22 protein-coding genes and 1 pseudogene are annotated in these 21,062 nt (G+C 68.4%); 17 read left to right on the forward strand and 6 right to left on the reverse strand.

The window, feature by feature from the left end:
* Positions 1-18: 18 nt before the first annotated feature.
* Both NWE53_RS05425 and NWE53_RS05430 read left to right on the forward strand, forming a co-directional pair.
* Positions 19-1,016: pseudogene (locus NWE53_RS05425) on the forward strand (patatin-like phospholipase family protein).
* A 65-nt stretch (positions 1,017-1,081) separates the two neighbouring features.
* Positions 1,082-2,140: an AI-2E family transporter gene (locus tag NWE53_RS05430; protein ID WP_265053350.1), complete on the forward strand. Its 1,059-nt coding sequence runs from the start codon at positions 1,082-1,084 to the stop codon at positions 2,138-2,140.
* Here the strand turns inward: NWE53_RS05430 and NWE53_RS05435 are convergent.
* Entirely contained in the window at positions 2,130-3,875 is a 1,746-nt protein-coding gene (locus NWE53_RS05435; protein ID WP_265053351.1) for a metallophosphoesterase family protein, read from the reverse strand. The genes NWE53_RS05430 and NWE53_RS05435 overlap by 11 nt on opposite strands.
* A gap of 269 nt (positions 3,876-4,144) precedes the next feature.
* Between NWE53_RS05435 and NWE53_RS05440 the strand changes: the two genes are divergently transcribed.
* The 8 genes from NWE53_RS05440 to NWE53_RS05475 are packed head-to-tail and all read left to right on the forward strand — an operon-like array spanning position 4,145 to position 11,454.
* Positions 4,145-4,654 (forward strand): Na+/H+ antiporter subunit E, encoded by a 510-nt coding sequence (locus NWE53_RS05440; RefSeq protein WP_265053352.1) that lies wholly within the window; start codon positions 4,145-4,147, stop codon positions 4,652-4,654.
* Positions 4,647-4,934: a monovalent cation/H+ antiporter complex subunit F gene (locus NWE53_RS05445; protein WP_265053353.1), complete on the forward strand. Its 288-nt coding sequence runs from the start codon at positions 4,647-4,649 to the stop codon at positions 4,932-4,934. The genes NWE53_RS05440 and NWE53_RS05445 overlap by 8 nt, the downstream gene beginning before the upstream one ends.
* Positions 4,931-5,224 carry a cation:proton antiporter gene (locus NWE53_RS05450; protein WP_265053354.1) on the forward strand — a complete coding sequence of 98 codons (294 nt, stop codon included), beginning with the start codon at positions 4,931-4,933 and terminating at the stop codon, positions 5,222-5,224. Before NWE53_RS05445 ends, NWE53_RS05450 begins: the two co-directional genes overlap by 4 nt.
* Positions 5,221-6,153 carry an MnhB domain-containing protein gene (locus NWE53_RS05455; RefSeq protein ID WP_265053355.1) on the forward strand — a complete coding sequence of 311 codons (933 nt, stop codon included), beginning with the start codon at positions 5,221-5,223 and terminating at the stop codon, positions 6,151-6,153. Before NWE53_RS05450 ends, NWE53_RS05455 begins: the two co-directional genes overlap by 4 nt.
* On the forward strand, positions 6,150-6,485 hold the full coding sequence (locus tag NWE53_RS05460; protein ID WP_265053356.1) for an NADH-quinone oxidoreductase subunit K: 336 nt from the start codon (positions 6,150-6,152) through the stop codon (positions 6,483-6,485). The genes NWE53_RS05455 and NWE53_RS05460 overlap by 4 nt, the downstream gene beginning before the upstream one ends.
* On the forward strand, positions 6,482-8,005 hold the full coding sequence (locus NWE53_RS05465) for a complex I subunit 5 family protein (RefSeq protein ID WP_265053357.1): 1,524 nt from the start codon (positions 6,482-6,484) through the stop codon (positions 8,003-8,005). Before NWE53_RS05460 ends, NWE53_RS05465 begins: the two co-directional genes overlap by 4 nt.
* Positions 8,002-9,633 (forward strand): complex I subunit 5 family protein, encoded by a 1,632-nt coding sequence (locus NWE53_RS05470; protein ID WP_265053358.1) that lies wholly within the window; start codon positions 8,002-8,004, stop codon positions 9,631-9,633. Before NWE53_RS05465 ends, NWE53_RS05470 begins: the two co-directional genes overlap by 4 nt.
* 21 nt (positions 9,634-9,654) lie before the next feature.
* Positions 9,655-11,454 (forward strand): SLC13 family permease, encoded by a 1,800-nt coding sequence (locus NWE53_RS05475; RefSeq protein WP_265053359.1) that lies wholly within the window; start codon positions 9,655-9,657, stop codon positions 11,452-11,454.
* A 19-nt stretch (positions 11,455-11,473) separates the two neighbouring features.
* Here the strand turns inward: NWE53_RS05475 and NWE53_RS05480 are convergent, their stop codons facing one another.
* Both NWE53_RS05480 and NWE53_RS05485 read right to left on the reverse strand, forming a co-directional pair.
* Positions 11,474-11,764 carry a GlsB/YeaQ/YmgE family stress response membrane protein gene (locus NWE53_RS05480; RefSeq protein WP_265053360.1) on the reverse strand — a complete coding sequence of 97 codons (291 nt, stop codon included), beginning with the start codon at positions 11,762-11,764 and terminating at the stop codon, positions 11,474-11,476.
* Between the two features lie 446 nt (positions 11,765-12,210).
* Positions 12,211-13,098: a LysR family transcriptional regulator gene (locus tag NWE53_RS05485; protein WP_265053361.1), complete on the reverse strand. Its 888-nt coding sequence runs from the start codon at positions 13,096-13,098 to the stop codon at positions 12,211-12,213.
* Positions 13,099-13,183: 85 nt separating this feature from the next.
* Between NWE53_RS05485 and NWE53_RS05490 the strand changes: the two genes are divergently transcribed.
* Complete coding sequence (locus NWE53_RS05490; protein WP_265053362.1) at positions 13,184-13,759, forward strand: NAD(P)H-dependent oxidoreductase; 576 nt, start codon at positions 13,184-13,186, stop codon at positions 13,757-13,759.
* Position 13,760: 1 nt separating this feature from the next.
* Here the strand turns inward: NWE53_RS05490 and NWE53_RS05495 are convergent, their stop codons facing one another.
* Positions 13,761-14,561 carry a class I SAM-dependent methyltransferase gene (locus tag NWE53_RS05495; RefSeq protein WP_265053363.1) on the reverse strand — a complete coding sequence of 267 codons (801 nt, stop codon included), beginning with the start codon at positions 14,559-14,561 and terminating at the stop codon, positions 13,761-13,763.
* 182 nt (positions 14,562-14,743) lie between these two features.
* Between NWE53_RS05495 and NWE53_RS05500 the strand changes: the two genes are divergently transcribed.
* The 6 genes from NWE53_RS05500 (at position 14,744) to NWE53_RS05525 (ending at position 18,669) form a co-directional block, all read left to right on the forward strand.
* A complete protein-coding gene (locus tag NWE53_RS05500) occupies positions 14,744-15,262 on the forward strand; it encodes a GAF domain-containing protein (protein WP_265053364.1) in 519 nt (172 codons plus the stop codon).
* Between the two features lie 9 nt (positions 15,263-15,271).
* On the forward strand, positions 15,272-15,622 hold the full coding sequence (locus NWE53_RS05505; RefSeq protein WP_265053365.1) for a winged helix-turn-helix domain-containing protein: 351 nt from the start codon (positions 15,272-15,274) through the stop codon (positions 15,620-15,622).
* A gap of 328 nt (positions 15,623-15,950) precedes the next feature.
* Positions 15,951-17,021, forward strand: a complete 1,071-nt coding sequence (exbB, locus tag NWE53_RS05510; RefSeq protein WP_442864971.1) for a tonB-system energizer ExbB — start codon at positions 15,951-15,953, stop codon at positions 17,019-17,021.
* Between the two features lie 3 nt (positions 17,022-17,024).
* On the forward strand, positions 17,025-17,474 hold the full coding sequence (gene exbD, locus NWE53_RS05515; RefSeq protein ID WP_265053367.1) for a TonB system transport protein ExbD: 450 nt from the start codon (positions 17,025-17,027) through the stop codon (positions 17,472-17,474).
* Complete coding sequence (locus NWE53_RS05520; RefSeq protein WP_265053368.1) at positions 17,471-18,337, forward strand: energy transducer TonB family protein; 867 nt, start codon at positions 17,471-17,473, stop codon at positions 18,335-18,337. Before exbD ends, NWE53_RS05520 begins: the two co-directional genes overlap by 4 nt.
* A gap of 83 nt (positions 18,338-18,420) precedes the next feature.
* Positions 18,421-18,669, forward strand: coding sequence for a hypothetical protein (locus NWE53_RS05525; protein ID WP_265053369.1), 249 nt, complete (start codon positions 18,421-18,423; stop codon positions 18,667-18,669).
* Between the two features lie 396 nt (positions 18,670-19,065).
* Here NWE53_RS05525 and NWE53_RS05530 read toward each other — a convergent pair whose 3' ends face one another.
* Positions 19,066-20,484 (reverse strand): M20 family metallopeptidase, encoded by a 1,419-nt coding sequence (locus NWE53_RS05530; RefSeq protein ID WP_265053370.1) that lies wholly within the window; start codon positions 20,482-20,484, stop codon positions 19,066-19,068.
* 166 nt (positions 20,485-20,650) lie between these two features.
* Positions 20,651-21,061 (reverse strand): Cu(I)-responsive transcriptional regulator, encoded by a 411-nt coding sequence (gene cueR / locus NWE53_RS05535; protein ID WP_265053371.1) that lies wholly within the window; start codon positions 21,059-21,061, stop codon positions 20,651-20,653.
* Position 21,062: the final 1 nt, after the last annotated feature.

Raw genomic sequence — 21,062 nt, forward strand, 5'->3', positions numbered from 1 at the left:
CCCCGCGAGTCGCTCGACATCGATCTCGCGCTGCAGGGCGGCGGGGCGCACGGCGCTTTCGCCTGGGGCGTATTGTCCCGGATCCTCGAGGAGGACTGGCTCGAGATCGAGGCGATCTCCGGCACCTCGGCCGGCGCCATGAACGCCGCCGTGCTCGCTTCCGGCTTTGCCAAGGGCGGGCGCGACGGCGCGCGCGAGGCGCTCGACCGGTTCTGGCGGAAGGTGTCCGAAGCAGCGCGATTCAGCCCGTTCCAGCGCACGCCGCTCGATGTCCTGCTCGGGCGCTGGACGCTCGACACCTCGCCGCTCTTCGTGGCGATGGACATGATGTCCCGGGTCGTCTCGCCCTACAGCCTCACCCAATGGGCACCAATCCGCTGACCGATATCCTCGCAGAGGTCATCGATTTCGAGGCGCTCGCGACATGCCCGATCAAGCTGTTCATCACCGCGACGAATGTCCGGACCGGCCGCAGCCGCGTCTTCCGCAACGCGGAGATCACGCCGGAGGTGCTGCTCGCCTCCGCATGCCTGCCGACCCTGTTCCAGGCGGTCGAGATCGACGGCGAGAGCTATTGGGACGGCGGCTATTCCGGCAACCCGACCATGACGCCGCTTATCGAGGAGAGCAATGCGCGCGACACGATCCTCGTCCAGATCAACCCCGTCGAGCGGCCGGGCACGCCCCGGACGGCGCGCGACATCCTCAACCGCCTCAACGAGGTCTCGTTCAATGCGGTGCTGCTGAAGGAGCTGCGCATGATGGCGCTCCTGCAGCGCGAGGCGGTTTCCGGCGCGGGCGAGGGGGCACGATGGGCCCGCATGCGCATCCACCGCATCGCCAGCGACGCCATGGCCGAGCTCGGCTACTCTTCGAAGCTCAACGCCGAATGGGAATTCCTGACGATGCTCCATGACGAGGGCAGGCGCTCGGCAGAGGCATTCTACCGGGAGCACCGGGACGAGATCGGCAAGCGCTCGACGCTGGATCTCGACGAATTCACCAAGGGCGTCTGACGGGTGTCGATGCTGAAGGATTGCGCCACGCCGACAGGGCGATGGGTGCGGAACGGGGTCTGTCTATGACGAGCGGTAATGTCCACCAGGCGGCTCAGGTCGTGATCGCCACGATCCTGGTGATCGCGGCGCTTTCCGTCGCGAGCTCGGTCTTCGCGCCGGTCGCCTTCGCGCTGTTCATCATCGCGCTGGTCTGGCCTCTCCAGAAGATGCTTCAGGGCTTTCTGCCGCGGCTGCTCGCTCTCGCCGTCAGCGTCATCGTCATGACCGTCGCATTCGTCTATGTCGGCTCGCTGGTTGTGTCCGCGTTCGGACGTGTCGGGCGCTGGATCGTCGCCGACGCCGCCCGATTCCAGGCGTTCTACGACCAGGTCACGCTCTGGCTCGAAGGGCATGGAATCGCAGTGGCGGGAGCATGGTCGGAGGCGTTCAGCGTCGGCTGGATGCTCCGGACAGCCCAGACCGTCACCGGCCGGCTGAACAGCACGATGAGTTTCTGGCTCGTGGTGCTGGTCTATGTCTTTCTCGGGCTGCTGGAGGTCGATGATTTCGGCCGCAAGCTCAAGGGCATGCGCAACCGCGCCGCCGGCGCCCTGCTGCTGCAGGGCAGCATGGAGACCGCCGCCAAGATCAGGCGCTACATGCTGGTCAGAACCCTGATGAGCGTGATCACCGGCATCCTGGTCTGGCTCTTTGCCAGGGCCGTAGGGCTTCAGCTCGCGGAGGAATGGGGCTTCATCGCCTTCTCGCTGAACTACATTCCGTTCCTCGGCCCGCTCGTCGCCACGGTCTTCCCGACCCTGTTCGCGATGACGCAGTTCGGATCGTGGCAGGCCGTGGTCGCGGTCTTCGCCTGTCTCAACCTGATCCAGTTCGTCGTGGGCAGCTATGTCGAGCCCCGCGTCGCCGGCAGCGCGCTCTCGATCTCGCCGGCCACCGTGCTGTTCTCGGTGTTCTTCTGGAGCTATCTCTGGGGCGTCTTCGGCGCCTTCATCGGCGTGCCCATCACCATCGCCTTCCTCACCTTCTGCGCCCTGCACCCGTCGAGCCTGTGGCTCGCGGAAATCTTCGGCTCGCCGCAGAAGGACGCACCCGTTGTGGATGGCGAGCCGGTCACGCGCTGACGGCGGAAGCGCGCGGCTCGATCACGATGCGCTGCGGCTCCAGCAGCGCGATCCCGGCCTCGGCGGCCGCCAGCGTGTGGATGTAGAAGCAGGTCGGGTCGGCCTCAGTCGCCTCCATGACGGGCGAGGGGGCGGATACGATCTTCAGCGCGCCGCAACGGCCGATCCAGTCGATATGGCGGTGCCCATGCATCGCGACCATTCTGTGTGACACCGGCCGCAGCAGCCGCAGCAGGCGGCTGCCATTGATCAGCGCGGTTCCGATACGCTCCGAAAAAGCCTTCGCCGGCCGCGGATACTCGATCGGATGGTGGTGGAGGGCGAGGACCCAACGCGCCTGCGGGAATTCGCGGATGACGGCGAGGACGGCCTGCATGTCCTCCTCGGCGACGAGGCCGAGCGCGTTGGTGAAGGAGAAATGCGCTTCCGCATTGGAGTTCAGCAGGATGACGCCGAGCCCGTCGGGCTCCGCCGGCGGCAGCACCATCGGAAAGACATCGACCCAGATCGTGCCGAGCCCCACCGAAAGCCGCATGCCGCCGGCATCGGCGAAGGCGGCGATCCTGTCGCGATGCGGCGCTAGTGCGCTCGTAAGGCTGCCGGCCAGCTTCGTCCGGCTCTGGTCGAAGACCCGCACGCGCTCGCCCTGCAGGGCCGCGATGGCCGAAAGCGTCCGCATCTGGCGCAAGCGCTTGCCGGGGCTGCCGGGCAATTCGAGCCGGGCGGGGTTGGCGCGATCGACGATGTTGACGTCGTGGTTTCCGGGCAGGATCAGGCTGCGCTCGGCAAGCGCGGGATGGCGTTGCATCGCGTCGAGGAATTCGGCCCATTCGGCCGAGCGCCCGGCATCGGTCATGTCGCCGGTGATGAGCAGCAGGTCGAGGGGCTCGGCCGCGTGGATCTCCGCCAGCCTGTCGAGCACTTGCAGGAACCGCTCGTTGCCGCGCGGGCCGGCGCGCCCGCTCTCGATCCTGAAGCCGTAGCGCTCGCCGACGACATGCACGTCCGAGAGATGCGCGACGCGCCATCGGCGGGCCGACGCCGGCACGACATCGAAGCCCCCCAGATCGCGCGGCTGATCCATGAAGCCGTCGGCCATGCCCCAGAACAGCGAGGCGGCGGCCAGATACAGCGACATCACGGCGACGGCATTGGCGAGAGCCGGGACGACGAGCCGCAGCGGGTCGATGAAATCGGCGAAGCCGCCGGACCAGCGGGTGGCCGGCCAGACGAGAGCGCACACGGCGCCCGAGACGAGGCAGCCCAGCAGGCCGGCACCGATCGCGCTGCCGGCGCGCCAGGTTGCGCGCCTGTCCGGGTTTCGCCCGGCGGAGAAGAAGCGTTCGGCGAGGTGCTGCAGGCCTTCCCGGCAGACGGCATAGCCCGGCTGTACCACCAGCGCGTTGAGCGACCAGAAGCTTCTCTCCGCCATGCGAAACAGCGGGCGGAAACCGTACCAGCCGACCGTTCCGACCAAAGCGAGCAGGATCAGGGAGCTGATCCCGGCGAGCGCGGTGACGCGGCCCGATATCGAGGCGACCCAGGCGGTGAGGACGAGGGGGGCCGCGCCCAGCAGCAGGCTCGGTAGCAGCGCCCCGATGACCCAGGCGAGCGCGAGCTTGGGCAGGCTGATCTCGCCGAGCAGGCTGCCGGCGATCGCGATCAGCGAATGCGTCTTGGTGCTGCTCGCATCGTCCTCGGCATCGCCGTTTCGCGGCTCGATAATCATCGGCATGGGGGCCCGGCCGGGCAGGGGGCCGATATCGGCGAAAACCTCGACTGGTGCATGCGATCTCCAAGAACCGGCGCCGGCGATATCCGGCGGCTCCGGCCGGATATCGCGCCGGCGCCATCCTGCGCAGATCGAGCAGGCGCTCGCCAGCCGATGGAGCCGAGAATGGGACGTGGCGCACAGGACTGAGACGTCGGGCTGATGTTGCCCGGAAGGGCCGGCGCTACCTTGCCGAGGTGGATCCCAGGCATCGGCCAAGGGCGGGAGATACGATGGAGGGATCGGCCGCAGCCGACGACGTGCCGCTCTCGACGCTCCTGGCTCGGGGGCTGGGCCTGCTGCTGCTATGGGTGATCCTGATGGGCCCAGCGCTGGCGAATCTGCCGGTCGGGCTCGCCGCCAGCGCCGCGGGCGTCTGGGCGAGCACGGCCCTCTGGCCGGCCGGCGGGAAGCTCTCATTGCCCGGTCTCGCGCGGTTCCTGGCCCGCTTCCTGCCGCAGTCCGTCGTCGCGGGGCTCGATGTCGCCCGGCGCGCCTTTGCACGCGAACCCGACCTGAGGCCGGGCTTCACGACCTGTCGTTCCACCGTACCCGTCGGCTTGGCGCGTGACTCGGCTTGCGCGGTGATGAGTTTGCAGCCGGGCAAGCTTCCTGTCGCCGTGGAAACCGACGGCACGCTGCATATCCATTGCCTAGACCTGCGCGAGGCCGTGGCCGAGCAGGTCTCTGCCGACGAGGCGGCCTTCAACCGTGTTCTCAAACCGGAGAAGCGCGATGGCTGATGTCCTGACGGGCGCAGCGCTGTTCATCCTGGCGGTGACCGCAGTCGCGCTGTTCCGGGTTCTGCGCGCCCGGACGGTCGCCGAGCGCATGATGGCGGTGCAGTTGCTCGGCACCGGCGGGGCGGCGGCGCTCCTGCTGCTGGGCGCGGCGTCAGGATCGGCGGCGACGATCGACGTGGCGCTGCTGCTCGCCCTGTTCGCGGCGTTCTCCTGCGTCGCCTTCGTTATGGGCGGGGCCGGGCAGGGCGGGGATCGCAAGCCATCGGAAGATCGGCCATGAGCGCGCTCGCGGATCTCTTCACCATCGTTCTGGTGACGGCAGGCGCGCTGCTCTTCCTGGCCGGCACGCTCGGCCTGCTGCGGTTCCCCGATACGCTGAGCCGGCTTCACGCCATCAGCAAGGCCGACAATCTCGGGCTCGGGCTGATCGTCATCGGCCTCCTGCCGCAAGCTACGAGCGTCGCGGGCGGGTTGAAGCTCGTCTGCGTCTGGCTGCTGGCGCAGCTTTCGGCCGCGACGGCGAGCCAACTGCTCGCCAACGCCGTCTATCGCGACAAAGCCGACCCATGACGACCCTGCTGGACCTCGCGCTCGTCGCCTGGTTGCTGGCGCTCGCGGTTCATGTCGTGGCGCAGCCGGACGAGCGCAGCGCGATCGTCGCCTTTCTCGCCTTCGGGCTCCTGCTCGGGCTCGGTTGGGTCAGACTTGCCGCCCCCGATGTCGCCTTGACCGAGATCGCCATCGGCGGCGGCGGAACCGGCATCCTGCTTCTGCGGGCGGAAGCCGCACTCCGCGGCCGCGACAAGAATGCCGAACCGATGAGCACAGCGGGAAAGGCGGCGGTCGCGCTGGGCTGCGCCGCGGTCTCCGCCGGGCTGGGCCTGGCCGTGCTGACATTCTCCTCGCCCCCTCCCACGCTGGCTCCCGCCGCTTCGGCCGCGCTCGGCGCCACCGGCCTCGGCAATCCCGTCACGGCCGTGCTGCTCGCCTATCGCGCGCTCGACACGCTTCTGGAGAAGGTCGTGGTGCTGCTCGCCCTGATCGGAGTCTGGTCGCTGGCGCCGGATGGCCTGTGGGGCGGCGCTCCGGAGGTGAAGCCGGCCGCGGTTCCCGGGCCGCTCGCCTATCTCGCGCGCGTCCTGCCACCCTTCGGCGTGGTGATCGGCGTCTACATGTTCTGGGTCGGGGCCGATGCACCGGGCGGCACCTTCCAGGCCGGCACCGTGCTCGCCGCGATGTGGCTGCTGGTGATGATGGCGGGGTTGTATCCCCCTCCCGATACGGCCCGGCCGCTGCTGCGGCTCGTGCTGGTCGGCGGCCCCGCCTTGTTCCTGGCGATCGCCTTTCTCGGCTTCGTCTTCGCGGACGGCTTCCTCGCCTATCCGGAAGCCATGGCGAAGCCGCTGATCCTGGCGATAGAGGCGGCCTTGACGCTGTCGGTCGCGGCGGCGCTGGCGATGCTGGTCGCCGGCCCTGCCCGAAAGGCGCCGGCGCGATGACCGCGGTGCTGCAGCCCGGCGTGCTGTTCGGCCTGTGCGGCGCAGGGCTCGTCGGCATCGGGCTTTTCGCCGTCGTGACGCAGACTGGGCTGCTGCGCCGGATCGTCGGCTGCAACATCCTCGGCGCGGGCATCTTCCTCGTTTTCGGCGCCGTCGCGCGACGCGGCGCGGGTGCCGGATTCGACGCTGACCCCGTGCCACAGGCGCTGGTGATCACCGGCATCGTCGTCGCCTTTTCCGCAAGCGCATTGGCCGTCGCCCTGCTGAAGCGGCTATCCGAGCTGACCGACGGCGATCGGGCGGAAGCCGCCGAACGGGAGAGCGGCTCATGACGCCGCTCGTCCACGCGACCACACCGGGCGGCTATCTGCTGGTGCTGGCCGTGATCCTGCCGGTCTGCGCCGTGCTGGCCATCGTCGCCTGCGGACCGCGGAGCGCGGCGCGCATCGCGATGGTGACGCTCGCGGCAGGGCTCGCCATCGCCGTCGCGATCGCGGCCGAGCTGATCTCGAGCGGGGCCGCGCTTTCCTATGTCGTCGGCGCCTGGCAGCCGCCGCTGGGAATCGCGCTGCGGGCGGACGGGCTGTCGGGGGCAATGCTCGTCATGACGGCGCTGGTCGTGGTCGCGGTCGGGCTGTTCGCACGGGTGCAGCACGGGCTCGACGAAGGCGCGCGCGACGGGCGGGCGCAGACCACCTTCTGGCTGATGCTTCTCGCCCTCTGGAGCGCGCTGAACGCAGTCTTCGTCGGCGAGGACCTGTTTAACCTCTATGTCGCGCTGGAACTGCTGACCTTTGCCGCGGTGCCGCTCGTCTGCCTCGACGGCCGCTCCAAGACCATCATGGCCGCGCTGCGCTACCTGCTGTTCGCGCTGCTCGGTTCGCTGCTCTATCTGCTCGGGACCGGCCTGCTCTACGGCCAGTACGGCACGCTCGATCTGCTCGCGCTCTCGCGGCTGAGCCGGCAGGACCCGGCGCTTTCGGTCGCCCTGGCGCTGATGATCGTCGGCCTGCTCGCCAAGGCCGCGCTGTTTCCGCTGCATCTGTGGCTGCCGCCCGCCCATGCCGGAGCGCCGGCGCCGGCGAGCGCCGTGCTCTCGGCGCTGGTGATCAAGGCGCCGGTCTTCCTGATCCTGCGGCTGGTGCTCGATGTCGCCCCGCCGCAGGCGGCCGCGATCGCAGGGCAGTTGCTCGCCGTCCTCGGTGCCGCCTCGATCCTGTTCTGCAGCGTCATGGCGCTCAGGCAGGCCCGGCTCAAGCTGATGATCGCCTATTCGACCGTGGCGCAGATCGGCTATCTCTTCATCGTCTTCCCGCTCGCCGCCGGCAGCGCCGACCTGCCGCCCTGGGGCACCATCGCCTGGACCGGCGGCGCCCTGCAGTTGGTCTCCCACGCGCTGGCGAAGGCGGCGATGTTCCTGGCCGCGGGCGTCATCGCCGAAGCCTTCGGCCATGACCGCATCGCCGACCTCGGCGGCTTCGGCCGGGTGCTGCCCTTGAGCGCTGCGGCCTTCGGCCTGGCCGGGCTCTCGCTGATGGGTATTCCGCCGAGCGGCGGCTTCGTCGCCAAATGCCTGCTGCTGACGGCTGCGGTGATCGGCGGCTACCCCTGGCTGGCGGCGACCATCCTCATCGGCGGGCTTCTCGCCGGCGGCTATGTCTTCCGCGTGATCGACAAGGCGCTGGCGGTCCCCACGGTTCCGGTAAAGACCCTCAGGCCGATTCCGCGCCGCCTCGAATTCGCGGCGCTCGCGCTCGCGGTCGCGGCGGTGCTGATCGGCTTCGTGCCGCTGCGCCCCTTCGGCTTCTTGCAGATCGGCCGCGACGGCCTGGCCATGGCGTTGACACCATGACTGCCGCCGGCCTGCTCCTCGCTGCGGCGTTGCTCGTCCCGCTCCTGCTCGCGGCCTGCTGCCTTTCGGCATGGTTCAGGGCCAGGGCAACGGCCGTGCTGGTCATCGCTCCTTTGCCGGCTTTGTTGGCGGCGCTATTCGTAACCGAAGGACGCTTCGCCTTCTTCCCGGCGCCGTTCCGGCTGACGTTGGTGCTCGACCAGCCGGGCGCCATCCTGCTCGGCGGCGCCGCATTGCTCTGGAGCGCCGCCGGGGCCTATGCAGCCTCGCTCATGGGCCGCGATCCCGGCGCACCGCGCTTCGCCATCTGGTGGCTGCTGACGCTGGCCGGCAGCCTCGGGCTCTTCATCGTCGGCGACGTCGTCAACTTCTACCTGCTGTTCACGCTGGCGAGCCTCGCGGCCTACGGCCTGATCATCCACGAGCAAAGCGCCGCCGCGCACCGGGCCGGCGTGATCTATGTCGTGCTCGCGCTGGCAGCCGAGGCGTTCCTTTTGATCGCGCTGGTGATGCTGGCCGCCAACCACCCCGACGCCAACCCGCAGATCCGCAGCGTCGTCGCCGATCTGCCGGCAAATCCGATGCGCAACGGCATCATCGCGCTGTTCATCCTCGGCTTCGCGCTGAAGATGGGGCTGGTGCCGCTGCATGTCTGGCTGCCGCTGGCACATCCGGCCGCGCCGACGCCGGCCTCGGCCGTCCTGAGCGGCGTCGTGGTCAAGGCCGGCGTGATCGGGCTCATCCGCTTCCTGCCTTTCGAGGCGGGCGAGCCCTTCTGGGGCGGCGTGCTGGTCGGCGTCGGCGTTGTCACGGCCTATTACGGCGTCCTCGTCGGCATCACCCAACGGCGGGCCAAGACGGTGCTGGCCTATTCCACCGTGAGCCAGATGGGGCTGCTGGCGGTGCTGCTCGGGGTCGGTCTCGGCACCGCTGACCCGGCCGCGACGCAGCTGACGGCCTATTACGCCGTCCACCACACGCTGGTGAAGGGCGCGCTCTTCCTCGGCGTCGGCATCCTGGCCGCGACGGGTGGCCGCCGGTTGAGGCTGGTGCTGCTGCTGATGGCGGTTCTCGCGCTGAGCCTCGGCGGCATGCCGCTGACCAGCGGCGCGCTGGCCAAGCTCGCGACAAAGCCGATTCTCGGCTATGGCTGGCTTGCCGGCGCGATGTCGCTCGCCGCGGCCGGCAGCACCGCGCTGATGCTGCATTTCCTGATGATCGTCCGCCGCGACACGCTCGACAATCAGGTCTCCTTGCCGCCACCGGGCCAGCTTGTGCCCTGGCTGGTGGTGGTCGCCGCTGCTTTCGTCATTCCCTGGTCGCTCTATCCTGCGATCTCTGACGAAGCGCTGGCCAGCCTGCTCCAGCCGGAGGCGCTCTGGAAGGTGCTCTGGCCCATGCTACTGGGCGCGGCGGTGATGCTGTTCGTGCAACGTTTGCCGCGGCGTCTGGGCATGATTCCCGAGGGCGACATCGTCGTCCTGGCCCAGGCGGGAGGGCCATTCGTTCGCGGATTCTCGAATGGCGTCGCGGAGATCGACGCCTATCTCCGGCGCTGGCCCGTGGCCGGGCTGGGCTTGATCGCTCTTGCCATCCTGCTCGGCGGGGCTTTGATGCTCCGGGCCTGACGCCGGCCAGAGGACTGCGACGTGACACCGATCGAAAGCACTGCCCTGGTTACGGTCGTCACGATCGCACTGTTCACCTGGAACAGGCTGCCGGTCGTCGTGGTCGCGATCGGAGCGGCGCTGGCGCTATGGGCGACGGGCGTGGTTACGCTCGATCAGGCCTTCGCCGGCTTCGGCGATCGCGCCGCGCTCTTCGTCGCCAGCCTCTTCGTCATCAGCGCGGCGCTGGAGAGGACCGGCGTCACTGCCTGGGCGGGGCAGTATCTGATCGCCAAGGCCGGTGCCGACGCCCGAACCCGCCTGCTGATCATCATCATGGTGGCGGCCGGCTGTCTCAGCGCGTTCATCAGCGGCAGCGGCGCGGTCGCGGCGTTGATGCCGGTCGCGGTCATGGCGGCGGTGCGTTTGCACCAGTCGCCATCCCAGCTCCTGATGCCGCTCGCCTTCGCCTCCCATGCCGGCTCCAACCTGCTGCTGACGGGGGCGCCGAAGAACATCCTCGTCTCCGAAGCGCTGGAGGATGCCGGCCTGCACGGATTCGCTTTCGCCGAGTTCGCGCTTGTCGGCCTGCCGCTGCTGGCCGGCACGATCGCGATCATCCTGTTGCTCGGTCGCCGCCTGCTGCCGCAGGAGAGCAGCGCGCGGCTGCCGGCCGATTTCAGCCGGCATGCCCAGACCCTCGTGGAGCATTACGGGCTGAGCGACGGCATCTTCAGGCTGCGCGTGCGCGCGACCTCCTCCTATGTCGGCATCGCCTCGGCGGATATCGATGTCGGCGCGGACGGGCGGCTCAGCCTGATGGCCGTGCAGGCTGGGGCCTCCGGCACGCCGCTGCGCGCGCCCGCCGTTTCGGAGGGCGACTATCTGCTGGTGCGCGGCGATGCGGAGGCCATCGCGACGCTGGCCGCCGAAAAGCATCTCGCCCTGCGCGACGAGCAGACGGAAACGGGGCTGTTCAGCCGTCGTTCGGGTCTCGCCGAGGTGGTGATCCCGCCGCGCTCGGCGCTGATCGGCCGCGCGCTGTTTCCTGGCATGGTCACCGATAGCGGCGATCTCGTCGTGCTGGCGGTGCAGCGGGCGGGCGTCGATCTCGATCCTGGCGATACGCTTCTGGCCGGCGACACGCTCCTGCTCGAAGGCAGTTGGGAGGCTCTCGATCTGCGTCTCGACGATCCCGATGTGCTCGTCGTCAACTCTCCCGACCTCGTCAGGCGACAGGCCGTGCCGATGGGCGCAGGCGCAGGCGTCGCGCTGGCCGTGCTGGCCTGTCTCGTCACGCTGCTCGCGACCGGCATCGTCCCGCCCGCCGTCGCCGGATTGCTCTGTGCCAGCGCGCTGATCGCAGCTGGCATCATGACCGTCGAGCAGGCCTATCGCGCGATCAACTGGACGACGGTGATCCTGATCGCGGCGATGATGCCGCTCTCCACCGCCATGGTGCAGTCAGGCGCGGCCAAGGTCGTCGCGGACCATCTGGTGACGCTGACCGGCGGGGCAGGGCCGATCGTCTTCCTCGCCGGCCTCTTCGTGCTGACCGCGAGCCTCGGCCAGGTCATGAGCAATACGGCGACGACCATGCTGGTCATCCCGATCGCCATGGCTGCCGCTGCCGGCATGGGCGTCTCGCCGCGCCCGGTGCTGATGAGCCTGTGCATCGCCGGCTCGGCGTCGTTCCTGACGCCGATCGCGACCGCGACCAACATGATGGTCATGGGCCCGGGTGGCTACAGCTTCAACAGCTACTGGAAGCTCGGCACGCCGCTGATGCTCTGGTTCTTCGTCATGGCCGTGTTCTACGTGCCGCTGGTCTGGCGGTTTTGAGGGCGCCCGGCCCGCCGCTTCAGGCCCTGTGACCTCCGAAACGCCTCCAGGCCCACAGCGCGACGAGGACGATGAGCGAGCCGACGAAGGCCGCGATCACGTCCCTCAACGAGATCGCGATGCCGTCGAGGCTGGGCAGAAGCTGGAGCCAACGGAAGAGCAGGCCGCCAATGACGGCGCCGATCAGGCCGACCGCCAGATTTCGCAGCAGGCCGAAGCCGCGCTTGTCCCATTTGATGACCAGGCCCGCGAGGCTGCCGCCGATCACGCCGATGATGATCCAGACAATGAGATGATCGAGCGTCTGCATGCTTCCCCCTGCCGCATTCGATGAAACGAGTCCGAGCGGCGCGCTGTCCGCCCACCCGGCTGATGAAGACTAGACTCAGACCAAACGGCACCGACGGATAAACCCGCCGAACCGGTCGCGATAGATACGGCATACCGGCCGGCTACGGCGGTAGTGACGGCGATGCCAGCGGCGATAACGATGGTGATGCGGCCGGCGGTGATGATGATGCCCCCGACGCGACCAATCGATCGGCGTCCCGTCCGACAGCCTGATATCCTGATCGGGCAGCAGGGGCGGGCTCGGCTCGGCTGGGGCCGCTTCAGCCTGCTTCGCCGGCAAAGCCGAGGCGGCGCCGGCCGCAATGGCAAACAATCCGAACAGGACTGACCGTCGTTCCATGGAACCGACTCCAAGCTCGCTTCGCGAGTAGCCTAGATCGTTCGCAGGCTGGCCGCCAACATTCATCATCGGAACAGGCCGGTCAGGATCGCGGCGACATGCTGCAGCGCGAGGTCCTTCATGCGCCGCCGGTGCCAGGCGAGATGCAGGGTGAAACCGGCCACGTCGATCGGCGGCGGAAACGAGACGAGCCCATCGAAATCGGCCAGGACGCGCGACGGGAGCAGCGCGATCATGTCCGAGCCGTGCAGCAAGGTCGGGACCATCTGGAAGTTCGCCACGACGAAGCCGACGCGTCGCGACAGGCCGCGGCTGGCCAGCTCGATATCGATCGGGGTGCGCGTGTCGCCGCGACCCGAAACCAGGATGTGCGGATAGGCGAGCCAACTCTTCAGGTCGAAGGCGTTTGCCGCCGGATGCCCGCGCCGCATCGCGACGGCGTAGCGTTCGACCAGCAGCTCCTCACGATGGAGATCGTCCACCGCCGGAGGGAACACCGAAATGGCGAGATCGCTGGTGCCGTCGACCAGCGCGGCCCGGGCCGTGTCGGCGCCGTGCCAGGGCTGGATCACCACATCGATCCCCGGCGCCGAATGCTGCAGTTCCTGCTGCAACGGCCCGATGATGAACAGCGCCGGATAATCGGCCGTGGTGATGCGCAGCGTCTGGCGGATCTCCTCAAGCGGCACGGCCGGCGGATCAACGAGCTCGGTCACGCTCGCCAGCAGCGATTTCAGTGGCGCGCGCAGCGCTTCCGCCTTCGGCGTCAGCGACATCGTTCCCCGTCCGCGTTCGAGAAGCTCGTCCCGAAACAGATGGCGGCAACGCTGCAGCGCCGCCGAGGCCGCCGGCTGCGACAATCCCAGCCTGTCGGCCGCGCGGCTGACATGCGCTTCGTCGAGCAGCGCGTCGAGGACCACCAGAAGGTTGAGGTCGAGCGATCGTAAATTCATGGATCGAATAACAACATAGATCTATAATCGATTGGAGTAATTTCTTGGCTGGCCACAGGGTCGCTCCATCCCCAAGGAGACGACCATGACCAAGACGCTGATCCTCCTTTTCCACCGCGACCTGTCGCAATCCAATGCCAATGCCGCGATGGCGGCGGCCGCCAGCAGGCTGCCCGACGTCGAGATCGTCGACATGCAAGCGGCCTACCCCGGCGGGATCGACATCTTCCGCGACGGCGAGCGCGAGGCGGCCCGGCTGCTCGCCACAGACCGCATCGTGCTGCAGTTCCCGATCCAGTGGTATTCGACCCCGGCTCTGCTGAAGTCCTGGCAGGATGCCGTGCTCACCCGGATGTTCTATCTCGCCTATGAAGCGGAGGGGCGATTGTTGGAAGGAACGCCGCTGATGCTGGCCGCGACCGCCGGCAACGTGCCCGAGGCCTATCGACCGGGCGGGCGGAACATGTTCCCGATGATCGAGCTGCTTGCCCCCTTGCGCGCCACGGCCCATCGCTGCGGCCTGCCCTGGAGCGAGCCCTTCATCCTCTACCAGGCGGACAAGCTCTCGCCGGAAGCGCTCGAAGACGCTGCCGCCGGTTATGTGTCCGATCTGGAACGATGGGTCGCGGCGACCCCTGCGGCCCGAACGAGAGCTGCCTGAGTCAGGGCCGTGCGATGACGAGTCGCAGCGAGCCTTCGAAGCTGGGCTGGCGGCGCAGGAAGCCGTAGCAGCAATCCCAGGCGCCGGATTCGATATCCTGCCGCAGATGCTCGATCGAGGCGGCGTTCTCGGTTTCGCTCACGAAGCTCCAGGCCGAGCAGGCCGAACGCGCACCCGGCTCGAGGAAAAGCTCAGGCCGGCCGTAATAGGCCTCGTTGAAGCCGTCGCGGCAGGCGAGGGGAATCGGGACCGCGACGATCTCGACATCGCCGCCCAGTACGGCACCGATATGCCCGAGCGAGGGATAGCGCCGCGCCTCGGTCGCCAGCACCGCAGGGGCGTAGTGATTGAGCCAGAAGGCCTCCACCAGCTCCGGATCGCAGGACAGGATGACGACCGGTCCGCGCGTGACCCGGCGCATCTCGCGCAGACCCGCGTCGAGGTCCTGCCATTGATGCACGGTGAAGGTTGCCATGCTCGCGTCGAAGAATTGGTCGGGGAAGGGCAGTTTCTCCGCCGTCGCATCGATCGCCACGGCGATGTCGGCCGGCCGCTGCGCCCGCATCGAGGCGGAGGGCTCGATACCGGTCACGTCGCGGCTGCGCGGCTCGTAGGAGCCGGCGCCGGCCCCGACATTGAGGATGCGTCCGGCCGGGCCGAGCGCCGCCTCGATCAGGGCGGCGATGGCCGGTTCCGGCTGGCGATAGGAGGCGTAGCCCAAGCCGATCCGGCCATAATCGGCGTCGCCTGCGCTGCCATCCGCGCGGCGGGCGCTCGCCGCCGGTTGCAGGTCACTAGTCATGCAAGGGCCTCCGCTGCGCAGCCGCCGGATATCTCGGCGCGGGGCCGATTCCCTACCAGATGGCGTGGGCGAGGATTGCCATGATCCGCCATCGCTCGGGAAGGCCTTCGTTGTCGCCTGCCGGACGATGGTGGTAGGACACCGGCCAGACTTCAGCCGGACATTCAACGAGGCGCAGGACCATGTTCGAAGCACATCGCATCGACAGCACCGACAAGGCGTCATTCCATCGCGAACTCGCGGCGCAGCTCGAGGCCCTGCTCGCGGGCGAGCCCGACCCCATCGCCAACGCGGCCAACACATCGGCGCTGCTCTTCCAGACGATGCCCGACCTGAACTGGGCCGGCTTCTATCTGATGCGCGACGGCGAGCTCGTGCTCGGCCCGTTCCAGGGCAAGCCGGCCTGCGTCCGCATTCCGGTCGGCAAGGGCGTCTGCGGCACGGCTGCAGCGCGCGGCGTCTCGGTCCTCGTCGAGGATGTGCACGCCTTTCCGGGCCATATCGCCTGCGATTCGGCTTCGCGTTCGGAGCTCGTCGTGCCTCTGATCGGTCGCGACGGCGTCGTCGGCGTCATCGATTTGGACAGCCCGTTGACCGGGCGCTTCGACGCCGCCGATCAGGCCGGCATCGAGCGGATCGCAGCGATTTATCTGGCCGCCTGCGGCGAGACTGAGGGCGCCGCCCTGGCCAAGGCGTCCTGAGCGGCCGCGATGGCTTCGCTCAGCCTGCGCATTCAGCTCAATCCGGAAGGCCGGATCGGCCCGGGCAAGATCGAATTGCTCGAGCAGATCGCCGCGCAGGGCTCGATCTCGGCCGCGGGCAGGGCGATGGCGATGTCCTATCGTCGGGCCTGGGAGCTGGTCGAGGAACTGAACGCCCTCTTCGGCAAGCCGGTGGTCGAGCGACAGACCGGTGGCCGCAATGGCGGCGGAGCCAAGGTGACCGATCTCGGCCAGGCCTTGATCACGCGCTTCCGCGCCGTCGAGCTGGCTGCCGCCGCGGCGGCAAGCGAGCATCTCGCCGCTCTTCAGGCCGAGATCGACCGACCGGCCGATTCCTGAAAACCAGCGTCGGCATTGCACTCATCGAATAGCGGATATGTGAGAATGGCGCGATCGTCGATCGGCGCCGGGAAAGCAGCACAAGCGTGCCTGCATCGAGGCTGGTTTGCCTTGACATGACCGGTCGATTCGCACAGGCGTATCGCATATGCAGCATGGGTTCTGCAAGCCTTTTTTGTAATGATTCCAATGAGGAAGCAACGGAGACCTTGATGCTCGGGATGCGCCCTTCGCACGGAGGCGATGGCCTCCTTGAAGAGCGCAAGTCGAGAGGCTCCGGGCCGGCAACAGCCGGGCGGCTTACCTCCAGCGAAGACTGGACTGGATTATGATGCGTGCGTTTCGTCTGGTTCTTGTCGCGGCGGGCCTTTCGGCCTTGTCGGGCCTCGCCGTTCAGGCCCAGAGCCAGCCGACCCAGAATCCGCCGGCAACGACTCCGGCCCAACCGGCCCCCGCACCCGCTCCATCTCCCGCCGTCCAGTCGCCTCCCGCCGCGCAGGCTCAGCCAGCGACGCCCACCAATCCCCTGCCATCGGTTCCGTCACAGCTCGGCATGAACCCGCCGACCACCGCGCACCCGCCGCTGACGGCCGGCGAGCCGCCTGCTCCTGCTCCGGCCGCACCGGTAGCCACGGCCGTGCTGCCGCACGACCTGTCGCCCTGGGGCATGTTCATGGCGGCCGACATCGTGGTGAAGGCCGTGATGCTCGGCCTCGCCTTCGCCTCGCTGGTGACGTGGACGATCTGGCTCGCCAAGGTGATGGAACTGGCCGCGGCGAAGACGGCCGCAGGCCGTGCCGTCCGCCGCATCGAGGCCGCCGACAGCCTTGGCGCTGCAGCCGGCGCCGTAGCGTCGAAGAGCGGAAAGCTGCGCGGACCGGTCGGAGACCTGTTGTCCGCCGCCCTGACCGAGACGCGCCGTTCGGCCGATCTCGGCGAGGACGGCATCAAGGAGCGCGTTTCCATCGCCCTGTCGCGGATCGAGGCGCGGGCCGGACGTTCCATGGCGCGCGGCACCGGCCTGCTCGCCACGATCGGCTCGACCGCGCCCTTCGTCGGCCTGTTCGGCACGGTCTGGGGCATCATGAATTCCTTCATCGGCATCAGCCAGGCGAAGACGACCAATCTCGCGGTCGTGGCGCCGGGCATCGCCGAGGCGCTGCTGGCGACCGCGATCGGCCTCGTCGCGGCCATCCCCGCCGTCATCATCTACAACGTCTTCGCCCGCGCCATCACCGGCTACCGCGCGACCTTGTCGGACGCATCCGGCGAGATCCTGCGCCATCTCTCGCGCGATCTGGAGCGGCGTCAGCGCGCGATCGCGCCGTCGCCGCGCGCAGCGTCGTCCTCTTCTTCGGCAGCCGCGTCTTCCTCCGTATCGCTCGTTCCGGCGGAGTGAGCCATGGCCGTCTCCCTCAAGGATCCGCAGGACGGCGATCTCGGCGAGGTCAGTGACATCAACGTCACGCCCTTCATCGACGTCATCCTGGTGCTGCTGATCATCTTCATGGTCGCGGCGCCGCTCTCCACCGTCGACGTCGCGGTCGATCTGCCGGTCTCGAATGCACAGCCGCAGCCGCGGCCGGATACACCCGTCTTTCTCACCGTGAAGGGCGACCTCTCGCTGGCGCTCGGCAACGACCCCTTGCCGCGCGAAGCGCTGCAGGCGACGCTCGACCAGCGCACCAGCCATGATCGCGAGCAGCGCGTCTTCCTCCGGGCCGACGGCACCGTCGCCTATCGCGAGCTGATGGAGGTGATGAACCTGCTGCGCAACGCCGGCTATCTGAAGATCGCCCTCGTCGGGCTCGAGGATACCGGGCAGGGCGCCGCCGCGGGGCCCAAGCCATGAGCATGGAACGCCCGTCGCTCTCCCGTTTCGCACCGGCGGCGCTGCGCTGGAGCCTGGCGGCGCTCGTCGTCGTGAGTGCCCATGGCGTGGCCGGCTGGGTGGTAGCCAACTGGCAGCGTGCGGAGGCCGCGATCGGCGCTCCACCGGCCGCCGTGATGATCGAACTCGCCCCGCTCGCGGTCGCGCCCGAATCGCCGCAGCAGGACATCGCGCCGGGGCCGGAGATGGTCGAGGCGCAGCCGGAACCCGAACCGCCGCCGCCCGAGCCGGTCGAGCAGCCGAAGGAGCCCGAGCCGCCACCGCCGGAACCGGAGCCCGTCGTGATCCCGGAGCCGGAGATCAAGATTCCCGAGCTGCCGCCGCTGCCGGACGCCGCCGCGATTCTGACGCCGCCGCCCAAGGAGCAGCCGAAGCCTCCGCCGCCGGATGTGAAGCCGAAGCCCAAGCCGAAGCCGAAGATCGTGGAACGGCGCAAGCCGGTGAACCCGGACAAGCCGAAGGCCGAGCAGACCACGGCTCCGCTCGCGCAAGCGCAGGACGCGCCCCGCGCTGCGGCGCCTGCTTCGGGCGCTTCGTCGGCTTCGCCGGCCGCCAACGCCAGCTGGCGCGGCTCGCTGATCGCCCATCTCAACCGCTTCAAGCGCTTCCCGAACGGCGCCAGCCCGGGTACCGTCCAGGTCGCTTTCAGTATCGATCGCGGTGGGCGAGTGTTGTCGGCCCGGCTGGTCCATGGATCGGGCGATGCGGCGCTGGACGAGGAGGCCGTCTCGATGGTTCGGCGGGCAAGCCCCGTTCCTGCGCCGCCGGACGGCATAGGCGGCAGCTCGATCGCGCTTGCGGTCCCCGTCCGGTTCTCCCGCTGAAGCGGTGCGGAACGCTCGGGGCCGTTAGCGCGTAAACGCGTCAGGGTTATCGCGCAAAGGAGACGCGCCATGGGTATCGCAAAATGAGTATCGCAAAGCTCGCCGCCGGGGCGCTCCTGGCGCTCGCCTGCAGCGGCTGCGTGACCAGTGCGGAACTACGGGCGGCGGATGAAGCGCGCTGCCGCTCCTTCGGCTTCCGTGCATCGAGCGACGGCTTCGCGAACTGCCTGCTGCAACTCGATCTCGATCGTGCGGCGGATCGGCGCTACCGCTTCGATCGGTTCGATGCGTCCTTCGGTGGACCGCCCTGGTACTACGGCCGCCGTTGGTGAGGCCGCCCCCTCCGCAAAGAAAAAAGGGCCGCGCGGGAAGCGCAGCCCAAGTCTAGGGAGGAAACGCCCAAGGAGGGCGGCGCAACATCGCTGCTGCGCTGCACCCTAGATAGGAGCGTGACCGCGGCCTCGCAAGAGAAAAAGGGCAGCACAGCTGACTTATTTTTAAGCGACTGATTTCCGTTTGAAATCAATGAGCTTGCCGCGGCGCCCGCTATAATTTGGGCAGTGCCTGTCGGCGGCCGTACGCGACTGCATCGCCCCCGCGGATTTCGGTCGGGGACGACATCGGGGCGGAATCGCGGATGAAGAGGGCTTCATTCTCGGGCGCCGCGCAGCGGCGACCCGAGAATTTCGTCGAAGCAAGGCTCGGGTCGCGCCCGAGCATGACGGAGTTTAACCGAGCGACATCGTCAGCGGCGGCTTCACTTCGGGCGGGAGCGGCGAGGTGTAGCCCTCCTTGCCGAGCCGGGCCTTGTGGTCGGCCTTGGCCGCTTCCATCAAAGCGGGATCGCTCAGCACGGCCGCACCGGTCGCAGCCATCGCCTTGGCGACATGGACCATCGCCTTGTGCGCGGCGGGAGCCTTGCCCTGCGCCACGACCTGCCAGGTGTGGAACGGCGTACCCATCGCGACGGTCGGTGCATGGGCCTGCACGGTAGGCACCGCCCAGCTGACATCGCCGATATCGGTCGAGCCGATGGCCGGATTGCGCTTGGCATCGCGCGGGACGAGGAAGTCGGCCAGCGGCGCGCCCGTGTCCTGCATGCCGACGGTGCGCCAGATCGCAGCGATATCCTGCGGCGACAGCGTGCCGCGGATCTGCTCGGCATAGGCCTTGTCGGCATCGTCGAAATGTGGAGCGCCAAGGTCTTCCATCACCTTGTGCATGGCTTCTTCGAGCGGCGTGTTGGCGACGAGATCGGAGACAGCGCTGACGATACGCATCTCCATCTTGGTTTCCGTCATCAGAGCCGCGCCTTCGGCAATCTTCTTCACGCGCTGCACGAGCTCCAACATGCCGCGCAGGTCGCGGGCGCGGATCGAATAGCGCACCCGGGCATGGGCCTGGACGACGTTCGGCGCGATACCGCCGGTGTCGAGCAGCGCGTAGTGGACGCGGGCATCGGACGGCATGTGCTCGCGCATGTAGTTGACGCCGACATTCATCAGCTCGACGGCGTCGAGCGCCGAACGGCCGAGATGGGGCGCAGCCGCAGCATGCGAGGCGCGGCCGGTGAAGACGAAATCGGCGCGGGTGTTGGCGAGCGCCAGCGCCGGAGCGACCTCCCAGAAGCTCGACGGGTGCCAGGAGATCGCGACATCGGCGTCGTCGAAGGCGCCGGCACGGACCATGAAGGCCTTGGCAGCACCGCCTTCTTCCGCCGGGCAGCCATAATAGCGCACGCGGCCGGGGATCTTGTTCTCGGCCAGCCAGTCCTTCATCGCAACGGCGGCGAGCAGCGCGGCCGAGCCGAGCAGGTTATGACCGCAGCCATGGCCGTGGCCGCCGGTCTCGATCTCCTTGTGCTCGGCAAGGCCGGCTTCCTGCGAGAGGCCGGGCAGGGCGTCGTATTCGCCGAGGAAGGCGATCACCGGGCCGCCTTCACCCGCCTCGCCGACGACGGCGGTCGGGATGTCCGCGACGTTCTCGGTGATGCGGAAGCCCTGGTGCTTCAGCTCGGCGACATGCTCGGCTACCGAGCGCTTCTCGGTGTAGCACACCTCCGGCATGCCCCAGACCCGGTCGCTCAGCGCGATCAACCGCTCCTTGTTCGCATCGACATGCCGCCAGAGATCGTTTCGATTGTCCATGATCGTTCCGCCTGGGGACCGCGCGGGCGCTCCCCGTCTTTCGTTGAGAGGCGGATTCCCCGACGGGGCCGATGCAGCCGGGCCGGACCCGCCTCTGGTGGGCCGCGGCATATGAGCAATCTCAGCCGGTGCCGTCCAGACATTCAGCGCATGGCGGAACAGCGTCTCAGGCTTTGGCCTGCGCGAGCGACGCTGCGGCGAAATCCGCCAGGATTGGGCAATCCGGCCGGTGGTCGCCATGGCAATGCGTCGCGAGATGCCGCAGCGTGTCGGCCATCGCCTTGAGCTCGGCAGCCTTCGCCTCGAGATCGCGCACATGCGCCATGGCAAGGTTCTTCACGTCGGCGCTGGCCCGGCTCTTGTCGCGCCAGAGCGCGAGCAGCTCGCGCGTCTCCTCCAGCGAGAAACCGAGATCGCGGGAGCGGCGGACGAAGCGCAGCGTATGGACGTCGTCGGGAGCATAGACACGGTATTGGGCCGCCGTGCGGGCCGGCGGGCTGATCAGCCCGATGCTCTCGTAATAGCGGATCATCTTGGCGCTGACGCCGGAATGGGTCGATGCCTCGCCGATATTCATC

This window comes from Bosea sp. NBC_00550, from assembly GCF_026020075.1.
Taxonomy (GTDB): domain Bacteria; phylum Pseudomonadota; class Alphaproteobacteria; order Rhizobiales; family Beijerinckiaceae; genus Allobosea.